The organism is Hyalangium ruber (assembly GCF_034259325.1).
GTDB lineage: Bacteria > Myxococcota > Myxococcia > Myxococcales > Myxococcaceae > Hyalangium_A > Hyalangium_A rubrum.
In genome coordinates this window covers 17,216-36,330 of record NZ_JAXIVS010000031.1, presented here as the reverse complement: position 1 = coordinate 36,330, position 19,115 = coordinate 17,216, and the positions used below count along the sequence as shown (strand labels likewise).

Here is a 19,115-nt window from a genome sequence, read left to right as displayed (position 1 = left end):
CTCATCGCGTCGGCCACGGCTTCGCCTTCTTTTCGACTTCGTCGAAGCTCACCCGGACGAAGTCGCGGCTTCCGCCGTGGTCGATCCCGACCCACAGTGTCTCCGGCTTCGCGGTGTACAGTGTGGCGTCGGCCCACTCCGTCCGTCGCGTCAGCAGCGGCTCGATGTTGTAGGCGCGAGGGGTCCCCTTGGGCGGGATCAGCATCAGGAAGTCGCCCCAGTGGAGCCAGAGGGAGCCGTTCTCCCGCACCCCGAGCGCATGCACGTTGCGGTCCCAGGAGCCCTTGTCCTTCGTCCCCTGGAGCGTGGTCACCTGCACGTCTCCGGTCCAGGGGTGCCGACGGAGCTCTAGGTCCTGGTAGTTGTGCGTCCGGACCACCTCGAGCAGGTCCCAGTTCTTCAGCAGCCGGAACTGCTCGGTCGAGTAATTTGCCTTGGGGAAAGGCCGAAACGCGCCCTTTGCCTCGCCCGGTCGCCACGCGAACATCCCGCGCTCCTGGCCGTCGAGATGCACCTCGAACATCAGGTGTTGGTCGTCGCTCCCCCAGATCAGCCGGACATGGCTCATGGCCCGCTCGGCGGAGGAGAGCAGGAGGCGCCGGGTGACGCCCCGATCCGAGTATTCGTAGGCCACGAGCTGATCCACCGGATCGCAGGTGCGGTGCTCGCACATCTGCCCGAGCTTCTTCGGGATGATGAACACCGCGAGGCGCTCGGAGACGTAGAGGTCGTGCCCGCCGTCCACCGTGTAGAGCAGCTGAGCGGGCCTGCTCCCGTCCAGCGCGACACGATAGGCGGCGCCGATGGGGTGGTGCTCGCGGTACGGCCCGTTCATGTGCGGCGCCTCTCCCCTCATGAACACGAACACGTCACGGCTGTTCGGCAGGAACCCGATGAACTGCACGTGGAAGTGGAACACCTCCGGCGAGGGCGGCTGCGGCTTCGGCAGGGTGAGGTGCTCCTTGGACTTCGCGGGGAAGTAGTGGAGCGACGGATCCTTCTCCCAGGCGGCGAGGAGCGCGCCGGAGTCGCTCACCGCCACCCGGTAGAGGCTGTCGCCCTGGATGCGGTGGATTTTCTCCCACTGCCGGGCGCCTGGCCGGAGCACACTCAAGGTCGAGAAGCCCACCGAGACCCAACCCCCGTCGGGCATCGGCTGCAGGTGCGAGGCGTTGCGGATGCGCTCCGCTGGGCTCGGAGGCAGTTCCCGCTTCTCCACGCCCTCTCCGCGTGCTCCGGCCGCGAACAGCGCCAGCACCACGGGGACCCAGGTCATTCGGTTGGCCACGGCTTCGCTCCCTTCTCGAGCTGCGTGAACGGCAGCCGCACGAAGTCTCGGCCCGCGCCGATCTCCACCCCGATCCACAGGGCCTCCGGCTCGGGAACGTAGAGGGCCACGCCCGCCCAGTCGTCACGCCGGCCGAGCAGCGACGCGATGCCGTAGGCCCGAGGCGGCGTTCCTGGGGGGAACAGCAGCACGTAGTCGCCCCAGTGCGCCCAGAGGGTTCCGTCGCCGCGCTCGCCGATGCCGTGGGGGTCTGAATCCACGATGTCCGGATCATCCGGCGCACGGAGCCGGGTCGTCGTCTGGCGTCCGTCTGGGAGCGTGTGGCGGATCTCCAGCGCGTCCTCCTCCAGCTTGACCAGCTCCACCAGCGCGCCCGACTTCATGACCATCAAGCGGTTGGCGTTGTCGCTCCTCCCTGGAAGCAGGCGGTAGTCAGCCTTGGCGTCGCCTCGGTGCCAGGTGAGGAGTCCGCGCTCATGGCGCGTCCCGCTGGTCTCGATTTGAAGCACCAGCCGGTCGTCATCGCTGCCCGCGACCCGCCGCGCCCCGGCCATCCGCACCTGCGCCTGCGTGAGCAGCGTCTTCTGGGTCACCCCGGTGTCGGTGAGCTCGTACGTGATGAGCGAGGAGAACTCACAGAACACGTGCGCGTCGCAGACGGGGCCGAGGACGGTGGGGATCAAGTACGCCGCGACCCGGGGGCCCATCTGGACCAACTGCGCGCCATCCACCGTGTACAGCAGCTCGGGGGCGCCAGTCCCGTCCAGCGGGACGCGGTACACCATGTACACCCTGCGCGATCCGCGACGAGGGCCGGTGCGGTGCGGTGTCGAGCCCTCCATGCGGATCAGCGCATCCCGTCCGTTCGTCGCGAAGGCGAGGTACTGAAGCCCGAACCCGGAGATCTCCGGCGGTGGCACGCTCGGGCGGGGCAGGGTGACGTGCCGCTTCGACCGCGGCAGCAGATAGTGGATGACCGGTTCACTCTCCCAGGCGGCAAGCACTCCGCCCGCGTCATTGACCGAGACGCGGTAGAGGTTGTCCTTCGGCACCTGGTGCAGTGTCTCCCAGCGTTTCGCTCCCTGTGGGAGGATCCGCAGGCTGGAGCCGCCCAGGGAGAGCAGCCCGCCGTCGGGCATTGGGATCAGCGACGAAGTTCCACGCAGGCGCGTCGCGGAGCTGGGCTGCGTGTCCCGGTCACCGACACCCTCCGCTCGGGCGATGCCGGTAACGAGCAGCGCGCTCAACAGGAACCGAAAGGTGCGGCTCATCGGGGGACCTCCGCTGCGACTCTTCCGGTCGGCGCTGCTGTACCGACGCACCCTTCACATTTCTATTCAATCGCGGCAAAGCCGTTCCAGTTCCTGACTCCAGGGAACGGTCACTCAGAGAAGCCGCGTGTCCTCGGGCGTTCTGTCGGGCCTGCCGTGCAGGTTGTCGTTGAACTTCAGCGGAGCGGCAGCCAACTCGTCCTGGTGCGCATCGTCTAACGTGGGAACGTGCAGCGCATAGAACTTGCCACCCAGGGACGCCTGGTCGCCGGCGGCATGGATGCGAACGCCGCAGTGCTTGCAGAAACGGTAGGTCAGAAAGGGTTCGGACTTTCCCTCGGGCACCCACCGGTACTCGCCCATGGCGTCGGGGCTCGTCAGAAGCTTGAAATCCTCCTCTTGGACGATCGCGAACCAGGCCCTGGCTTTCCAGCAGATGGAGCAATTGCAGCGCTCCGTTCCCTTGGTCAGGTCGATCTCCACTTCGTAGCGGACCGCCTTGCAATGGCAACTGCCTCGATGACTCGCCTTGGCCATTTCCGTCTCCATTCACGGGGTATCAAGCTGAGAGGTTGGAGGCCACCCGGGACGCGTCCGACCCCGACCCGCCACTCTAGGTGTTTCTTCCTGTCGTTGCTCCTGCCAGGGGAGCGAGCAGTTCGGGAACAACGGAGCGCAGGGATGATCCAGCTGTTCGCCAAGTTTCACCCATGGAATGCCTCCTGGCTCATCGCCGGAAGTTGTGGGAGGAGGACGGCCGGGCGGACGTTTCACCCAGAAAAAGAAGGCCCTGGTCAAAGGGCGTCACACCCCCAAGAACGAGGCCCACGTCGATCATGTCATTCCCAGGGCCAAGGGTGGGACGAACGACCCTGAAAACGGACAGGTCATGTGCCGAGAATGCAACATCAAGAAAAGTGACAAAGAGCAGTGAGAGCGGATCGGCCATGAATGCTCAAGGAAGCGATCAATACGTCAAGGTGTTGTGTGATTTGGAGCAAGACGAAGATGGCTACCCTCCAGCGACCGCGGAGACGCTCTGGGCTATCCGGGTTGGCAACGGGCTCTTCCAGATCGACAACATTCCCTTCTTCGTGCATGGCATCGCGGTGAACGACATCGTGTCCGCGACTCCCGAGGAGGGCGTCTTCCGCTACAAGGAGGTCGTCCAGCCTTCGGGGCACGGCACGATCCGGCTCATCGTCAGTGAGACGTCCGATGTACAGGCTGTACGCGATCTCTTCAGGCAACTGGGGTGTTCATCGGAGCTAAGTCATCTTCCCCACGTGATTGCCGTCGACGTTCCCCCTTCCGTGTCGCTGCAGGAATTGAAGAAGGAGCTGGACGCCGGCCAGGATCAGGACCGCTGGGGCTACGAGGAAGCCTGTCTGCCTCAAGTTTGATCCAAGGTGCATCCCGCAGGCACATGAGCCCGGATAGCGCCGCCAGCTCGGATTGCTCTCGCAAGAAGTTCCAAGCGGCGGGTTCGATTCCCGCCGCCTCCACGGAGCCGCGAGAGCTGTAGCAAGGCTCCGGCCGCAATCAGGCGAGCCGGGGTTTTCTTTTTCCCCTGAAGCCGCCAGAGGCAGCCAGGCGGATGAGACCGGAGCTCAGCGGCAGTGAGGCTCAATCCTCTTGGATGTCCGGCCGGCACAGCCACGGCTGCGCATCGCTGTGGCGCAGGCACCGGTAGCCTGGCTCGCAGACATGGGGAGTGTCCGGCTGACAGGGCTTGCGGCACTGGGCCCGGTCGCAGACGAGCCCCTCCGGGCACGCCGGGGAGGACTTTCCGCATTCCGGGAAGCAGGCCATCCACACCTCCACTTGGGGCTTGGCCGAGAAGGTCGTCAGGCACTCGCGGCCTTCGGCGCAGGGGGACTGCTGGCAGTTCTGCCCATGCACCACCGCGCACACCGAGGCGCCCTGTCCATCCTGAATGCAGTGTTGCCCCTTCGGGCATGTGCGCCCCTCGCAGGTTGGCCGGCACATCGGCCCCGGGGGAGCGTCTGCGCAGAAGAAGCCCGCCGGGCAACTCGAGGGCGCGTCCAACAGGCACGGGCGCCCGCACCAGCCGGCGCTGCACGCCAGTCCGGGCGCACAGGCCGAGTCCTGGTCGGGAGGAAGGCCGATACAAGGCTCTCCTTCCTTGCGTACCCCCTGGGGGACGCAGTAGCGGACGTGGGGTCCACCGCCCACGGTGGGCAGCGGCTGGCAGGTGAGGCCCTCGGGGCAATGCACATCCTGGGTGCATTGGCTGTCGGTACAGAAGTGCTTGCGTGCCCGTGCGCTGCCGAGGCACCCCAAGGGGGCCTCACAGTCGGTGGCTCGGGCACATTCCCGGTGGTAGGTCCGCAGCAGCGTGCGCTGGCGAGCCAAGAGCATCGGGCTGACCTGAGGCGCCTCGGGGGGTGAAGGCATGGGTGGACGTTCCCCCGTGCTCAGGAGCACCCAGAGGAGGGGCAGCGGCATCAGAAGGCTGCCCAGGACACCTGCGGCGGTGCGCCAGCTCATCCGCATAGCTGACGGCACCGCGGAAGGGTGGGATCCGGGGTGCAGTGCTCCTCATACTCGTGTTTCGAGCACGCCTTGTCGGCAATGGACTGCTCCACGCCCTGGAAGGCGGCCTTGTCGAAGGTGCTCTTCTTCCCCTTGGCGCGGGAGCAGCCCAGGTTTCCGACAAGTGCCAGGGCGGCAAGCCCCACGGTCATCCAGCGCATGCGTGGCTCCGGGCTACAAGCCAGCGCAGGCTAACAGAGCAAGCCGGAGCCTGTGTGCGCCGGGACGCCGGGAGAGGGGCGGTCCCAGGTGAGGAGAGGGCGCTCTCCTTGGCTGCTACCAAAGGGTAACCCATGATGCTCGCTGCGTAATCCACACGAGATGCGGGAGAGCCATGAACCCGGGGCAACTCCACCCCGAGAATCCTCTTCTCCCGAGGCGTGGCCTCTAGCCTGATCCGTTGCTCACAAGATGAGGTGATCCATGAGGCCGTGGCGGATTCTGTGGAAGACCGAAGCGCTGATCCTTGCCGTGCTGGTCGGGTGCAGTACGACCCCGAGAGTTGTCCGGGTGGACAACGGTGTGGGGGGACAAACCACCGTTTACATCCCCCGCACTGCTACGGCGGAGCCGGTGGAGGTAACGCCGGAGGAAGTTACCCAAGCCATCCGGAGACTGGCGCGTGAGGTGCGGCTGATCGGCTCTCCGCGTGAGACGGTGGAGCAGTTGTTTCAACTCGACGCGCTGTACGGCGATTACCTCTATCTGCTCCGGGAGAGAAAGCTCGTTCCGTTGGAGTCGGGTACTCCCTTGGAAGGGATGTTGACGGCGGAGGAGCAGAAACTCGTCAGCAGATACAAAATCTGGTGTCGAAGCGCCCATGGTTTCGAGGGCGATTGTCTGGGAGGCGCGCTCGTTGGCGGGAAGTACATGGACATGCAAGGCCGCTACATGTTGGCCATGGCCTTGAGCAAGAGTCCGGTACTGGAAGAGTTCGAGAGGGCGCTGGGCGAGATGGTGAGCATGCGGGCCGTCATGCAGGCCGCGATGGCGACTGTTGTCACGCTACTCGTCCTGCTCGCCATGCCCGAGCCTGTTACCAAGTTCATCGCCGCCTGGGCGACTGTGGGGCTCATTCTCTGGGTGGGCGCCGAGACGCTCTACAACCTGATTACCGGCTGGTTCCAGTTGATGGAGGAGGTGAAAGTTGCAACCACCTTCGAGGAGATCCGCGAGGTAGGCGAGAAGTTCGGCAAGTTGTTCTCGCGTGAGGCGGCGCAAGCGTTCGCCATGATGGCGATGGTGCTGCTGACGCGCACGGCGAAGGGGTTCGCGGAGCAGGTGGGAACGCTGCCCGGTTCGGCGCAGGTGTCGATGCAGGCTGTGGGCCGCGAAGGCATCCTGTTGTCGGAGGTGAGCGCGGCGGAATCTGTGGCGGTAACGGCCGAGGGCTTCAGCGTGGCTCTGGCACCGGGCGCGGTGGCGATGGCGGCACACGGTGGGCGCGGCGACCGAACGCAAAATCACCACATCGGGACCATCGCGAACAAGCAATCCACCTTGCGCGGTGGCCCGTGGACGCCCAGGTTCGAGAGGCTCTTTGCTAGGGCTGGAATGCGGCTGAAGGACCCTGAGAACATCGTGCCTCTCCAGGGGCACCTAGGACCTCACCCGCAGCGGTACCATGACATCGTGTACAGGCGCTTGGACAGGGCATTGGGAGACTGTCGCGCAATCACGGAATGCCGAGGGAAGTTGACCCGCGAACTCCGCACCCTCGCAGAGGAAATCGCCACCCCCGGCACGGAGTTGAACCAACTCCTCACCCTGGGAAAATGACGCTAGAACTTCCCTATTATGGCTCAGCGCTTCTTCGATCTAGCTGACGACGTCTACGTTCCCCGCCGTTGGCATCTGGATACTCCCATCGACAGCCAAGGCCGCAGGGTCCATGACTGGGACTTCAAGCGCGGAACTCCCGTGTATGTGGAGGGGCGGTTGAAGATTCCCATCGAGATTGCGGGCAGGCCTCTGGACTTCACTGAGGCGGGAATCCGGATTCCCGTCGTCCACGTCAAGGTGGCTTCCATGCTGTCGGAGTTGGCTCCCAACGACGTGCAGCTCATCCCCGCAGACATCGAGGGCCAACCGGATCAATACGTTGTCCTCGTGGCAACGCGCCTTATCCGCTGCATCGACGAGCAGGCCTCCAGGATCCTGCTCTGGACCCATAAGGATGGAGAACCGGACAGGGTCGGTCAGTATCGGGATGTTCGGGACATGCGCATCGACAAGGCCAACGTGGGCAACGCCAAGGTATTCCGTCCCGAAGGATGGGAGGTCGCCCTCATCGTCTCTCAGGAGATCAAAGACGCCTTGGAGCGCATGGGCGCTACAGGCACGCGCTTCCAAGAGGTGTAATCAGCGGCCCACTTGTGGGCCGCGCGAGCGTGCGCCTCGTGATGCGCGCAAGGGTGCGTGGTGCGCGTCCCGGCCGGGTACATCGACGCGGCCTGTAGTGAGTGCTGATCGAACCCGCCTACTGCCCGTCCAACAGATCCGACTGGAAGGCGAAGCCGAGCAGCAGGTAGGGCATGGCGCGGTTCACGTCCGCGCCCGTGCGGAAGCGGTGCTGCACGTACCACGCGACGTTGAGGAGGACGGCGGGCTTGTTGAAGGCCGTGTAGCCCTCGTCATAGAAGACGTAGGCCGCCAGCAACCCCACCCGGTGGTGTCCATTGTCCACGGTCAGGGGCTCGTTCGCGGCTAGGTTTCGCGACGCGTAAAGGGGCTCCACCAGGGAGTAGCGCGCACCCACCACCAGGGGCGGCAGGCCGAGGAAGAGGACGTCCAGGTCGTTCGACAGCGTGAAGCCCTTGCCGGGCACCAGCGTGTCGAGCGTGGCGTCGTACCAGACGCGATCCTCGCCGCGCAGGCCCATGTTCCAGTACTCGGCCGCGAAGCGGTTGCGCACCGCGATCGGCCCCACCTTCATCTGGACGAAGGGCTCGATCGCCAGCCTCGCGCCCGAGGCGCTCGTGTTCAGCCCCGCGGCTTTGCCCGCATCCAGCGCCGTGTCGGAGTAGTCCGCGTTCGGCGAAGGGCGTGACTGCAGGAAGCCCATCGTGCCGAAGAAACCCACGTACTCAGCCGAGAGGCGCAGGTTGAAGATGGACAGGGGCTGGATCTCCACCACCGGCCCCACCTTGATGCCCGCGGGGTTGAGCTTGGGGTAGGCGCCCACGAAGAGGAAGTTGTCGCGGAAGAGCAGCCCCTCCTTGCGGTAGAGCTGCCTCTGGTAGCCCCCGCGCGTCTGGAGCTCGAGCCCCAGGGGATTGAGGCGCGTGACGAGCAGGTTGTTGATGACGAGCCGGCGCTCGGGGACCTCGGGCAGGAGCGGCGAGGACTGGGCGAGGGCCGTGGCTGGCACACAGAGCCCGAGCAGGAGGAGGGCAGCGCGAGTCATGGGAATGGCTCCGAGGGCAGGGACGGACAGCGTTCAGTTACCCGATGCGGCGCTGGATGCCGCGGGGGCGCGCTGGGCGGCATTCACCGCGTACCCGAAGAGGGCAGCAGTGAAGAACATGATGAGGCTGTAGATGGCCGCTGGGATGGCCATGGTGCTGTTGTTGAGCAGCATCGGGCTGTAGGCGATGGCGATCGCCAGCGTGCCGTTGTGGATGCCGATCTCCATTCCGATGGCGATCGACTGGGACTTGCTCAGCCGGAGCAGCCGGGGCAGGGCGTAGCCCAGGAGCATGCTGGTGAGGTTGAAGGCGAGCGCCGCCACTCCCACCTGCTGGAGGTAGGCGCCCAGCATCGCTCGCTCCTTGAAGGCGGTGGCCGCTACCACCAACACCAGGAAGAGCGCCGAGAGGATCTTCACCGGCTTCTGCAGCCGTTCGGACAGCGAGGGCCACTTCTTCTTCAGCACCATGCCCAGCGACACTGGCCCCAGGACAACGACGAAGATCTGCGCCACCTTTCCGAACTGAAGGGGAATGGCGCGGCTCTCTCCGAGGAAGTGTTCGAGCGAGAGGTTCACGATGAGCGGCAGCGTCACCACTGTGAGGACGCTGTTGACCGCCGTGAGGGTGATGTTGAGGGCCACATCTCCCTTGGCCAGGTGGCTGTAGAGGTTGGAGGTGGCTCCGCCTGGAGAGGCCGCCAGGAGCATCAGCCCCACGGCCAGCTCGGGCGCCAGCCCACTCAGCTTCGCGATGGCGAAGCCCGCGCCGGGCAGCAGCACCATCTGACACAGCAGGCCCACCAACACCGCGCGCGGGAAGGTGATGACCCGCGTGAAGTCGGCCACCGTGAGGGACAGCCCCAGCCCGAGCATGATGATGCCCAGGGCAAGGGGCAGGAGAATCGTCGTCAGGGCGCTGGTTTCCACGTGTGAGAGACCTCCTGCCTACCCAGGAGGTTTCATCCTCTCACACTTGTTAACCCGGAGTGCGGGCCCGACCTGTCAAGGCTGAAATACCGAGGCGCTACCCCGGATGCGTGGGAGTGGTCGTATTTCAGACAGAAGGAAAGTTTGCGTTCAATCCGGTACAGTGCCACCCCCCCGCCGCGCAAGCGACAGGGGGGCCGAAGCGCCGGAGTGCACGTATCGGGGACGAGGGTGCTTCGTCTTCATCTCGTACAAGGGGCACACTGTGAAGCGATGGTTATCGGCCATGACTGGCCTCATGCTGGCGACTTCGGGGTCGCCAGCAATCGCGAAGGACCTCCCGAACATCGACACCTCCCTCAAGCGTGAGTCTGCCTCTCGGAAGGCGGGGCCCGAGCGGTTGAAGTCGAAGGATGCGCGCCCCTCGCGGATCGATCCGCGCAAGAGCACGCCCACCTTCATGTGGGGCGACAAGGGGCAGATGGATGAGCGCGTCCTGTCGGCGCTCCAGCGGATGTCGCCGGAGCAGGCGGCTCGCGTACACCTGAGTCGGCTCGCGCCCCAGTACAAGCTGCCCGAGCACGTGGCCTCCATCCTGCCGGCGAAGATCCAGGACTCCGGCAAGGGCCCCATCCTCGTCACCTTCAAGCAGGAACTGGATGGCGTAGAGCTGTTCCGTGAGCAGTTCACGGTGCTCATGAACCAGCGCCGCGAGCTCATCGCCGTCTCCGGCAAGCTCAACCCGAACGCCAACCCCGAGTCCCAGAGCGGAAAGCTCAAGTTCACCCTGGATGCGCCCTCCGCCATCGCTCGGGCCTTCGAGGATCTCAACGGCCAGCGGCTCGAGGTCTCCAACCTCACCGTCTCCGGCAAGGCGCAGGGCCCCTACACCTCCTACGACATCGCCCCGGCCTTCACCTCCACCTACGCGGTGCGGATGGCGACGCCCGCGCGCGCCAAGCGCGTGTTCTTCCCGGCGAATGACCGGCTGGTGCCCGCCTGGTACCTGGAGCTCAACACCGGCCTGCCAGACCGCTCCGAGGCGGACTACTACGCCTACGTCATCTCCGCGCAGGACGGGCGGGTGCTCTTCCGCAAGAACCTTACCGTCGCTGACGCCTTCTCCTACCGCGTGTGGGCCGAAGGCGCGCCGAACTACATCCCCCAGGACGGTCCGCAGGGTTTCGCGGGTACTCCGCACCCCACGGGCATTCCGGATGGGTACCAGGCGCCCTTCATTGCCCCCAGCCTCATCACCCTCGAGAGCGCGCCGTTCAGCGCGGGGGACCCCTGGTTGCCGGCGGGCGCCACCGAGACGGTGGGTAACAACGTCGACGCGTACGTGGACATCTCCGGCCTCGACGGCCGGGACGCCCAGGACTTCCGCGCCACCACCACCGCGCCGGGCGTCTTCGATCGCGTCTATGACGTGACGCTCGAGCCCGACGTCAGCACCGACCAGCAGATGGCGGCGGTGACGAACCTCTTCTACATCACCAACTTCCTGCACGACTGGTTCTACGACTACGGCTTCGACGAGGCGGCGGGCAACGCGCAGACCGACAACTTCGGTCGCGGCGGTCTCGGCAATGACAGCCTGCGGGCCGAGGCGCAGGACTTCAGCGGCCTGAACAACGCCAGCATGGCCACGCCGAGCGACGGTGCCCGGCCGCGCATGCAGATGTTCCTGTTCACTCCCAACGTGGAGGTCACCCTCGACGTGCTCGCGCCCGCGCCCATCGCGCGCCAGTACGGCACGAACACGGCGGCCTTCGGGCCCCTGTCGTTCGAGGTCACCGCCCAACTGGCGCTCGTGCAGGACGCGGGCGGTGTCTCCCCGACGGACGGGTGCGATGCGCCCTTCTCCAACGCGGCGGAAATCGCCGGGAAGATCGCCGTCATCGACCGCGGTAACTGCGACTTCGTCGTCAAGGCGAAGAACGCGCAGGACGCCGGCGCCGTGGGCGTCATGGTCGCCAACAACCAGCCGGGCGCTCCCCCGGGCATGGGCGGCAGCGATCCCACCATCACCATCCCCACGCTCTCTGTGAACCAGGAGGATGGCAACGCCATCAAGCCGTACATTCCCAGTGGCGTGACGGTGCGCATGTTCGCCGATGAGCCGGACGTGTACCGCGACGGTACGCTGGACAACGGCATCGTGGCGCACGAGTGGGGCCACTACATCTCCAACCGCCTCGTCTACGACGGCGCCGGCCTGAGCAACAACCAGGGTATCTCCATGGGCGAGGGCTGGGCGGACTTCCACGCGCTGCTGATGATGGTGCGCGCGGAGGACCAGGCGGCTCCTGGCAACGACACCTGGCAGGGCGCGTACGGCGCGGCTGGCTATGCCTCCAGCGGTGGCGGCAACGACGGCTACCTCTATGGTCTGCGGCGCTTCCCGTACTCCACGGACTTCACCAAGAACCCGCTCACCTTCAAGCACATCGAGGACGGCGTGGCGCTGCCGACCACCGCGCCCATCAGCCCGGACTCCGGTGGCCCCAACTCCGAGGTGCATAACTCCGGTGAGGTGTGGGCTTCGATGCTCTGGGAGTGCTACGCGTCGCTGCTCAACGCGCACGGCTTCGATGAAGCGCAGTTCCGCATGAAGCTCTATGTGACGTACGGCTATCAGCTCACCCCGCCGGCGCCCACCTTCCTCGATGCGCGCGACGCGTTGCTGTCGCTGATCCAGGCGGTGGATGTGGAGGACTTCCAGCGGTGCCACGCGGCCTTCGCCCGCCGCGGCGCGGGCCTCCGCGCTCAGGCGCCGTTCGCGGGCTCCACCACCCACGCGGGTGTGGTGGAGGGCTTCGTCACTGGTAAGGACGTGGAGTTGACCGGCGTCGGGCTGTTCGAGGGTGATACCTCGTGCGACGAGGACGGCGTGCTGGACAACGGCGAGACCGGCGTGGTGCTCGTGCGGCTCCAGAACACGGGCACCGGACCGCTGAGCCAGACCACCGCGACCGTCAGCGCACCCGCGGGCGCGGGCTTCAGCTTCCCCAACGGTGCCACGGTGAACTTCCCGCCGCTCGACCTGGGCGATTCGTTCATCGCGGAGATCCCCGTGCAGCTCAATGGCCCCGCGGGCATCCAGCTGCCGAACATCACCGTGACCTACAGTGACGCGGAGCAGGCCATCCCGGGGGCGCGCACCTACACCTTCCCGGTGCGCGTCAACACCGACGACGTGCTGGAGGCCTCTTCCTCCGACGACGTGGAGAGCAACTACGAGGGTGCGTGGACCTCGGACCACGATCCGGACCTGGGGCTCTACGAGCCGTGGTTCCGCTACGAGGAGGAGCCGAACGTCCACTACTACTACGGCGCCAACCCCACGCTGCCGTCGGACATCTACCTCATCTCGCCGCTGCTCCATGTGTCGCCCACGGGGGACTTCAGCTTCTCGTTCGACCACCGCTATGACTTCGAGTACGGCGTCGACATCCTGGGCAACGTCTACTTCTTCGACGGCGGCGTCATCGAGCTGTCCAACGATGGAGGCCAGACGTGGACGGACCTTGGCGCCGCGATCGCCGCGGGTCAGGGCTATGTCGGTCCGCTCGAGGAGGGGGGGCTCAACCCGCTGGAGAACCGGGAGGCCTACGCTGCTTACAGCGAGAACTACCCGGAGTGGTTGAACGTCACCGTCAACCTGGGGACGGCCTACCAGGGCCAGATGGTGCAGATCCGCTTCCGCATCGGCGCCGACGTGAACACGGCCGGCATTGGCTGGGACATCGACAACCTGGTCTTCAACGGCATCACCAACACGCCGTTCCCGGTGCTCGCGGGTGAGCAGAATCCGTGCGAGGCCAACACCGCGCCGGTGGCCAACGCGGGTCCGAACCAGACGGTGGACGAGCGCACCACGGTGACGCTCGATGGCACCGGCTCGTCCGATCCGGACGGCGACACGCTGACGTACGAGTGGGTGCAGACGGACGGTCCGGCCGTGACGCTGACCGGTGCCAACACCGCTACGGCCACCTTCACGGCGCCCGAGGTGACGGCGAACACCGTGCTGGTGTTCGGCCTCGTGGTGACGGACGGCCAGCTCACGAGCACGGACATCGTCGGCATCACCGTGAGAAACGTGAACCGCGCGCCGGTGGCCAACGCCGGTGCGGACCAGACGGTCAACGAGGGGGCCGCGGTGACGCTCAGCGGCGCTGGCTCGTCCGATCCGGACACGGGCACCACGCTGACGTACGCGTGGACGCAGACGGCCGGTCCGGCTGTGACGCTGACCGGTGCCAACACCGCTCAGCCCACGTTCACCGCTCCGAGCGTGGATGCGGCGACCGCGCTGGACTTCAGCCTGACGGTGAGCGACGGCACGCTGAGCAGCTCCGACACGGTGACCATCACCGTGAACAACGTGAACCGCGCGCCGGTGGCCAATGCCGGTCCTGACCAGACGGTGAACGAGGGTGCCACGGTGACGCTCAACGGCACGGGCTCGAGCGATCCGGACACGGGCACCACGCTGACGTACGCGTGGACGCAGACGGCCGGTCCTGCCGTGACGCTGACCGGCGCCAACACAGCCCAGCCCACGTTCACGGCGCCCGAGGTGACGGCGGCGACCGCGCTGACCTTCAGCCTGACGGTGAGCGACGGTGCGCAGACCAGCACCGACACGGTGACCATCACCGTGAACAACGTCGCCCAGAACCGCCCGCCGGTGGCCAACGCCGGTGCGGACCAGACGGTGAACGAGCGCACCACGGTGACGCTGAACGGCACCGGCTCGAGCGATCCGGACACGGGCACCACGCTGACGTACGCGTGGACTCAGGCGGCCGGTCCCGCCGTGACGCTGACCGGCGCCAACACCGCTCAGCCCACCTTCATCGCTCCGAGCGTGGATGCGGCGACCACGCTGATCTTCAGCCTGACGGTGAGCGACGGCACGCTGACGAACACCGACACGGTGACCGTCATCGTGGCCAACGTGGACCAGAACCGCGCGCCGGTGGCCAACGCCGGTCCTGACCAGACGGTGGACGAGGGCTCGGCGGTGACGCTCAACGGCACCGACTCGACGGATCCGGACGGCAACGCGCTGACCTACTTCTGGACTCAGACGGCCGGTCCGACGGTGACGCTGAATGGTGCCAACACCGCGCAGCCCACCTTCACCGCTCCGAGCGTGGACGCCAACACGGTGTTCTCGTTCGAGCTGACGGTGTCCGATGGCTCGCTGAACAACAAGGACTCGGTGAACATCACCGTTCGCAACCTGGGCCAGGGCGAGAACCGCGCGCCGGTGGCCAACGCCGGCGCCGACCGCACGGTGGACGAGGGCTCGGCGGTGACGCTGGATGGCACCGCTTCGTCCGATCCGGATGGCAACCCCATCACCTACGCCTGGACGCAGACGGATGGCCCGAGCGTGCTGCTGACGGGTGCCAGCACGGCTCAGCCGACCTTCACCGCGCCGAGCGTGGACGCCAACACGGTGCTCACGTTCCGCCTCTCGGTGAGCGATGGCACGCTGACCCACGTCGACACGGTGAACATCACCGTTCGTAACGTGAGCCAGCCGGAGAACCGCGCGCCGGTGGCCAACGCCGGTGCGGACCAGACGGTGGACGAGGGGGCCGCGGTGACGCTCAACGGCTCTGGCTCGGATCCGGACGGCAACCCCATCACCTACGCCTGGACGCAGACGGCGGGTCCGACGGTGACGCTGATGGGTGGCAACACCGCCCAGCCGACGTTCACCGCGCCGAGCGTGGCGGCGAACACGGTGCTGACGTTCTCCCTCACGGTGAGCGATGGCACGCTGAGCAGCACCGACACGGTGAGCATCACCGTGCGCAACGTGGGCACGGGCGAGAACCACGCGCCGGTGGCCAACGCGGGCGCTGACCAGACGGTGGACGAGGGCGCCACGGTGACGCTCAACGGCTCCGGTTCGTCCGATCAGGACGGCGATGCGCTGAGCTACAGCTGGACGCAGACGGCCGGTCCGACGGTGACGCTGACGGGTGGCAACACCGCTCAGCCGAGCTTCGCCGCTCCGAGCGTGGAGGCCGACACGGTCCTCACGTTCGAGCTGACGGTGAGCGACGGCGCGCTGTCTCACAAGGACACGGTGAGCATCACCGTGCGCAACGTGACCCAGCCGCCTCCGGACAACCAGGCGCCCACGGCCAACGCGGGTGCGGACCAGGAGGTGCAGGAGGGTGCCACGGTGACGCTGAGCGGCAGCGGCACGGATCCGGACGGCGACGCGCTGACGTACGCGTGGACGCAGACGGCGGGTCCGAACGTGACGCTGACGAACACCAACGCCGAGCGCGCCACCTTCACCGCGCCGGACGTGAGCAGCAACACGGTGCTCACGTTCTCGCTGAAGGTGACCGACGCCCGCGGCGCGTCCGCCGAGGACACCGTGTCCATCACGGTGAAGCCGACGGGCAACGGCGATGGCGACGGCGACGGTGATGGCGACGGCGACGGCGACGGTGAGGACGGCGGCGGCTGCGGCTGCTCGTCGGACAGCTCCGCTGCCGGCTCGCTGATGCCTCTGCTGATGATCGGTATGGCGCTGCTGAGCCGCCGTCGTCAGTGGCTGAAGTAAGAAGCTGAAGTAGAAAGTTGAAGCGCCGCGCCCCAGGGGACTTCTTTCCCTGGGGCGCGAGCGTTTTTGACGACCCGTGCGCGGTAACGTTTCAGGGGAGGGTGGACATGAACAAGGGGGCTTGCATCGTCGTGGGGGCCGGTCCTGGCCTCGGGCTCGCCGTGGCGAAGCGCTTCGGCAAGGAGGGCTACCCCGTCGCGCTGCTCGGCCGACGCGTCGAGCCCCTGGAAGAGCATGTGAAGGACCTGCGCGAGGCTGGAATCCACGCCCGTGCCTTCTCCGCGGATGCCTCGGATCCGGGCTCCCTCATCCATGGGATGGAGAAGGCCGAGACGGCGCTCGGTGCTCCCGAGGTCCTCATCTACAACGCCGCCGCCTTGCGCAAGACTGGCAGCATCATCGAAGAGCGCTTCGAGGAGCTCGTCGGGGATTTCAAGGTCAACGTCGCCGGGGCGCTCGTGGCCGCCCAGCAGGCCTATCCCGCGATGACGCACCGGCGCCGGGGCACCATCCTGTTGACCGGCGGCTCCTTGGCCATCGACCCGATGCCGCTCTTCGCCTCGCTGGCCATCGGTAAGGCCGGCATCCGCAACCTCGCCCTCAGCCTGGCCAAGGAACTCGAGCCCCAGGGCATCCACGTGGCCACCGTCACCATCGCCGGCTTCATCAAGCCCGGCACGAAGTTCGATCCGGACCTCATCGCCGATGAGTACTGGCGCCTCCACGCCCAGCCCGTGGGCACCTGGAACCACGAGCTCGTCTACCAGTAGGCCGCGCTCTACGCCTCGTCGCCCGGGTGCGCGTGCAGCACCTTGCGCAGGAACTCCCGGGTGCGCGGCTGCGAGGGCCGGGTGAAGATGACCGAGGGCGGACCCTGTTCCAGGACGACGCCCGCGTCGAGCACCACTACCCGCTGCGCCACCTCGCGCGCGAACGCCATCTCGTGGGTGACCACCAGCATGGTCATCCCTTCCCGGGCCAGGTCCTTCATCACCTGCAGCACCTCGTCCGCCAGCTCCGGGTCCAGCGCGGACGTGGCCTCGTCGAACAGCATCACGTCCGGCTCCATGGCCAGCGCCCGGGCAATCGCCACCCGCTGTTGCTGTCCTCCCGAGAGCCGCGCCGGGTACTCGTCCTTCCGGTCCGCCAGGCCCACGCGCCCCAGCAGCTTCGTCCCAAGCTCCTCTGCCTGGGCCCGGGAGAGCCCCTTCACGCGCATGGGCGCCTCCATCACGTTGCCCAGCGCCGTCATGTGGGGGAACAGGTTGAAGCGCTGGAACACCATGCCAATGCGCGTGCGCTGCCGGTCCACCTCGACCTCGGGCCGAGGAATCAGCCGCCCGTTCTTCTCCTGCTGCCCCAGCAGCTCGTCCCGGAACCAGATGCGCCCCTGGGTGGGGGTCTCCAGGGCGTTGAGGCAGCGCAGCAGCGTGGACTTGCCACAGCCGCTCGGCCCGATGATGACGACCACCTCGCCGGTCGCCACCTCCAGGTCGATGCCTCGGAGCACCTCTCGCTCGCCGAAGGCCTTGCGCAGTCCCTCCACGCGGATGATCGGCCCGCTCATGCCCCTCGCGCCTCCAGCCGCCGCTCCAGCCACCGGGCCAGCGTCGACAGCGCCACGACGATGATGAGGTAACCGGCCGCCGCCCAGGCGTACACCTCCGGGCGCAGGTACGTGCCCGCGAGCTGCTTCGTCTCGTAGAGCATCTCCGGCAGGGCAATCACCATCACCAGCGAGGTGTCCTTCGAGAGCGCCGCCAGCTCGTTGACCAGCGGGGGAATCAGCCGCCGGAACGTCTGCGGGAGGATGACCCGGCGCATGGCCAGCTCGTAGCTCATCCCCAGCGCCCGCGCCGCCTCCATCTGCCCCTTGTCGATCGACTCGATGGCCGCCCGGAAGATCTCCGCGATGTAGGCCGCCGCGTTGAGCGACAGCGCCACCAGTCCCGCGGCCATCGGTCCCAGGCGCACTCCCACGATCAGCGGCAGCGCGAAGAAGATGAACAGCAGTTGCAGGAGCAGGGGAGTGCCGCGAAACAGCGTGATGTAGGCCCGTGCGATGCCGCGCAGCACCGCGCGCCGGGAGATGCGGGCCAGCGCCACCAGCAGCCCCAGGGCGACGCCCAGCCCTCCGGACGCCAGCGTGAGCTGCAGCGTCACCCCGAGCCCCTGCAGCACCCGGGGCACCACCACCGTCCACGAGAACGCCCAGAAGCCCAGCGGGGGCGGAGCCTTGCCCAGCTCGCCGCCGAACCACTGCTCGGACAGCCGCTGGTACTCTCCCGTGCGCCGGATGTCCTCCAGCGCGCGGGCGATGGCCGCGGTCAGCTCCGCGTCCTGCTTGTTGATGGCGATGCCGATGGGCTCTGGATCCAGCGCCTGTCCGGTGATGACGAAGGTGTCGTCCCGCCGCGAGAAGAAGCGGCCCACCGGCTCATCGATGACGACGACCTCCGCCTGGCCGGACTTCACCGCCGAGAAGCACTCCGTGGCGCCGGGGAAGGCGTGGATCTCCCGCACCGCGACGCCTCGCTGGCGCAGCGCCTCCACCCACCGCTGCGAGGTGGTGTTCGTCTGCACCGCCACGCTGTGGCCCGCCAGCTCCTGCTCGGTCCGGATGGCCCGGTCCCGCGTGGTGACGAAGACCTGGGACATGCGCGCGTACTCCACGAAGTCCACCTGCTGCTGGCGCGCCGGGGTGATGTTCATCGACGAGACGATGATGTCGTAGCGCCCCGAGGTGAGCCCCGCGAGGATGCCGTCCCAGTCCATGACGATGAACTGCGCCGTGACGCCCAGCCGTCGGGCGATCTCCCGCGACAGGTCCACGTCGAAGCCCACCGGCTGGCCGTTCTCCAGGTACTCCATGGGAGGGTAGGTGGCGTCGATCGCCACCTTGAGCACTCCCTCGGCCTGGATGCGCGCCAGGGCCCCTTGTGGAGGGCGCTCCTGCTCGGCGCTGGCGCCCAGCAGGGGCAGGAGGACTCCCAGCAGGAGCCACGGCAGGCACAGGCGTCTCATGAGCGCCGTGCTCTACTCCGGGCCGCACCAGTGCGGCAA

Annotated in this window: 15 protein-coding genes; 6 read left to right on the top strand and 9 right to left on the bottom strand. The window is 66.9% G+C overall.

Annotation, left to right across the window (positions count from 1 at the left end):
* Nucleotide 1: 1 nt before the first annotated feature.
* The 3 genes from SYV04_RS43155 to SYV04_RS43145 all read right to left on the bottom strand — a co-directional run bounded on the left by SYV04_RS43155 (nt 2) and on the right by SYV04_RS43145 (nt 3,096).
* Nucleotides 2-1,288 (bottom strand): hypothetical protein, encoded by a 1,287-nt coding sequence (locus tag SYV04_RS43155; protein WP_321551975.1) that lies wholly within the window; start codon nt 1,286-1,288, stop codon nt 2-4.
* Complete coding sequence (locus SYV04_RS43150; RefSeq protein ID WP_321551974.1) at nt 1,273-2,559, bottom strand: hypothetical protein; 1,287 nt, start codon at nt 2,557-2,559, stop codon at nt 1,273-1,275. The genes SYV04_RS43155 and SYV04_RS43150 overlap by 16 nt, the downstream gene beginning before the upstream one ends.
* Before the next feature lie 114 nt (nt 2,560-2,673).
* On the bottom strand, nt 2,674-3,096 hold the full coding sequence (locus SYV04_RS43145) for a GFA family protein (protein WP_321551973.1): 423 nt from the start codon (nt 3,094-3,096) through the stop codon (nt 2,674-2,676).
* Nucleotides 3,097-3,274: 178 nt separating this feature from the next.
* Here SYV04_RS43145 and SYV04_RS43865 point away from each other — a divergent pair, with 178 nt between their 5' ends.
* Both SYV04_RS43865 and SYV04_RS43140 read left to right on the top strand, forming a co-directional pair.
* The gene (locus tag SYV04_RS43865; RefSeq protein ID WP_422724032.1) at nt 3,275-3,493 is read left to right on the top strand and encodes an HNH endonuclease; all 219 of its coding nucleotides are present in this window, start codon (nt 3,275-3,277) and stop codon (nt 3,491-3,493) included.
* 13 nt (nt 3,494-3,506) lie between these two features.
* Nucleotides 3,507-3,962 carry a DUF4265 domain-containing protein gene (locus SYV04_RS43140; protein WP_321551972.1) on the top strand — a complete coding sequence of 152 codons (456 nt, stop codon included), beginning with the start codon at nt 3,507-3,509 and terminating at the stop codon, nt 3,960-3,962.
* A 223-nt stretch (nt 3,963-4,185) separates the two neighbouring features.
* Here the strand turns inward: SYV04_RS43140 and SYV04_RS43135 are convergent, their stop codons facing one another.
* Both SYV04_RS43135 and SYV04_RS43130 read right to left on the bottom strand, forming a co-directional pair.
* Nucleotides 4,186-4,977 carry a hypothetical protein gene (locus tag SYV04_RS43135; RefSeq protein WP_321551971.1) on the bottom strand — a complete coding sequence of 264 codons (792 nt, stop codon included), beginning with the start codon at nt 4,975-4,977 and terminating at the stop codon, nt 4,186-4,188.
* An 89-nt stretch (nt 4,978-5,066) separates the two neighbouring features.
* Complete coding sequence (locus SYV04_RS43130) at nt 5,067-5,276, bottom strand: hypothetical protein (protein ID WP_321551970.1); 210 nt, start codon at nt 5,274-5,276, stop codon at nt 5,067-5,069.
* Between the two features lie 262 nt (nt 5,277-5,538).
* Here SYV04_RS43130 and SYV04_RS43125 point away from each other — a divergent pair, with 262 nt between their 5' ends.
* Nucleotides 5,539-6,894 (top strand): AHH domain-containing protein, encoded by a 1,356-nt coding sequence (locus SYV04_RS43125; RefSeq protein WP_321551969.1) that lies wholly within the window; start codon nt 5,539-5,541, stop codon nt 6,892-6,894.
* A gap of 18 nt (nt 6,895-6,912) precedes the next feature.
* Complete coding sequence (locus tag SYV04_RS43120; protein ID WP_321551968.1) at nt 6,913-7,476, top strand: imm11 family protein; 564 nt, start codon at nt 6,913-6,915, stop codon at nt 7,474-7,476.
* A 118-nt stretch (nt 7,477-7,594) separates the two neighbouring features.
* Here SYV04_RS43120 and SYV04_RS43115 read toward each other — a convergent pair whose 3' ends face one another.
* Entirely contained in the window at nt 7,595-8,521 is a 927-nt protein-coding gene (locus SYV04_RS43115) for a hypothetical protein (protein WP_321551967.1), read from the bottom strand.
* A 33-nt stretch (nt 8,522-8,554) separates the two neighbouring features.
* Nucleotides 8,555-9,451 carry a bile acid:sodium symporter family protein gene (locus tag SYV04_RS43110; protein ID WP_321551966.1) on the bottom strand — a complete coding sequence of 299 codons (897 nt, stop codon included), beginning with the start codon at nt 9,449-9,451 and terminating at the stop codon, nt 8,555-8,557.
* 286 nt (nt 9,452-9,737) lie between these two features.
* Between SYV04_RS43110 and SYV04_RS43105 the strand changes: the two genes are divergently transcribed.
* Together SYV04_RS43105 and SYV04_RS43100 are read left to right on the top strand one after the other, a co-directional pair.
* A complete protein-coding gene (locus SYV04_RS43105; RefSeq protein WP_479691460.1) occupies nt 9,738-16,052 on the top strand; it encodes a myxosortase-dependent M36 family metallopeptidase in 6,315 nt (2,104 codons plus the stop codon).
* 107 nt (nt 16,053-16,159) lie between these two features.
* Nucleotides 16,160-16,822 carry an SDR family NAD(P)-dependent oxidoreductase gene (locus tag SYV04_RS43100; RefSeq protein WP_321551964.1) on the top strand — a complete coding sequence of 221 codons (663 nt, stop codon included), beginning with the start codon at nt 16,160-16,162 and terminating at the stop codon, nt 16,820-16,822.
* 8 nt (nt 16,823-16,830) lie between these two features.
* Here SYV04_RS43100 and SYV04_RS43095 read toward each other — a convergent pair whose 3' ends face one another.
* Nucleotides 16,831-17,619 carry an amino acid ABC transporter ATP-binding protein gene (locus tag SYV04_RS43095; protein WP_321551963.1) on the bottom strand — a complete coding sequence of 263 codons (789 nt, stop codon included), beginning with the start codon at nt 17,617-17,619 and terminating at the stop codon, nt 16,831-16,833.
* Nucleotides 17,616-19,076, bottom strand: a complete 1,461-nt coding sequence (locus SYV04_RS43090; RefSeq protein WP_321551962.1) for an ABC transporter substrate-binding protein/permease — start codon at nt 19,074-19,076, stop codon at nt 17,616-17,618. The genes SYV04_RS43095 and SYV04_RS43090 overlap by 4 nt, the downstream gene beginning before the upstream one ends.
* Nucleotides 19,077-19,115 lie beyond the last annotated feature (39 nt).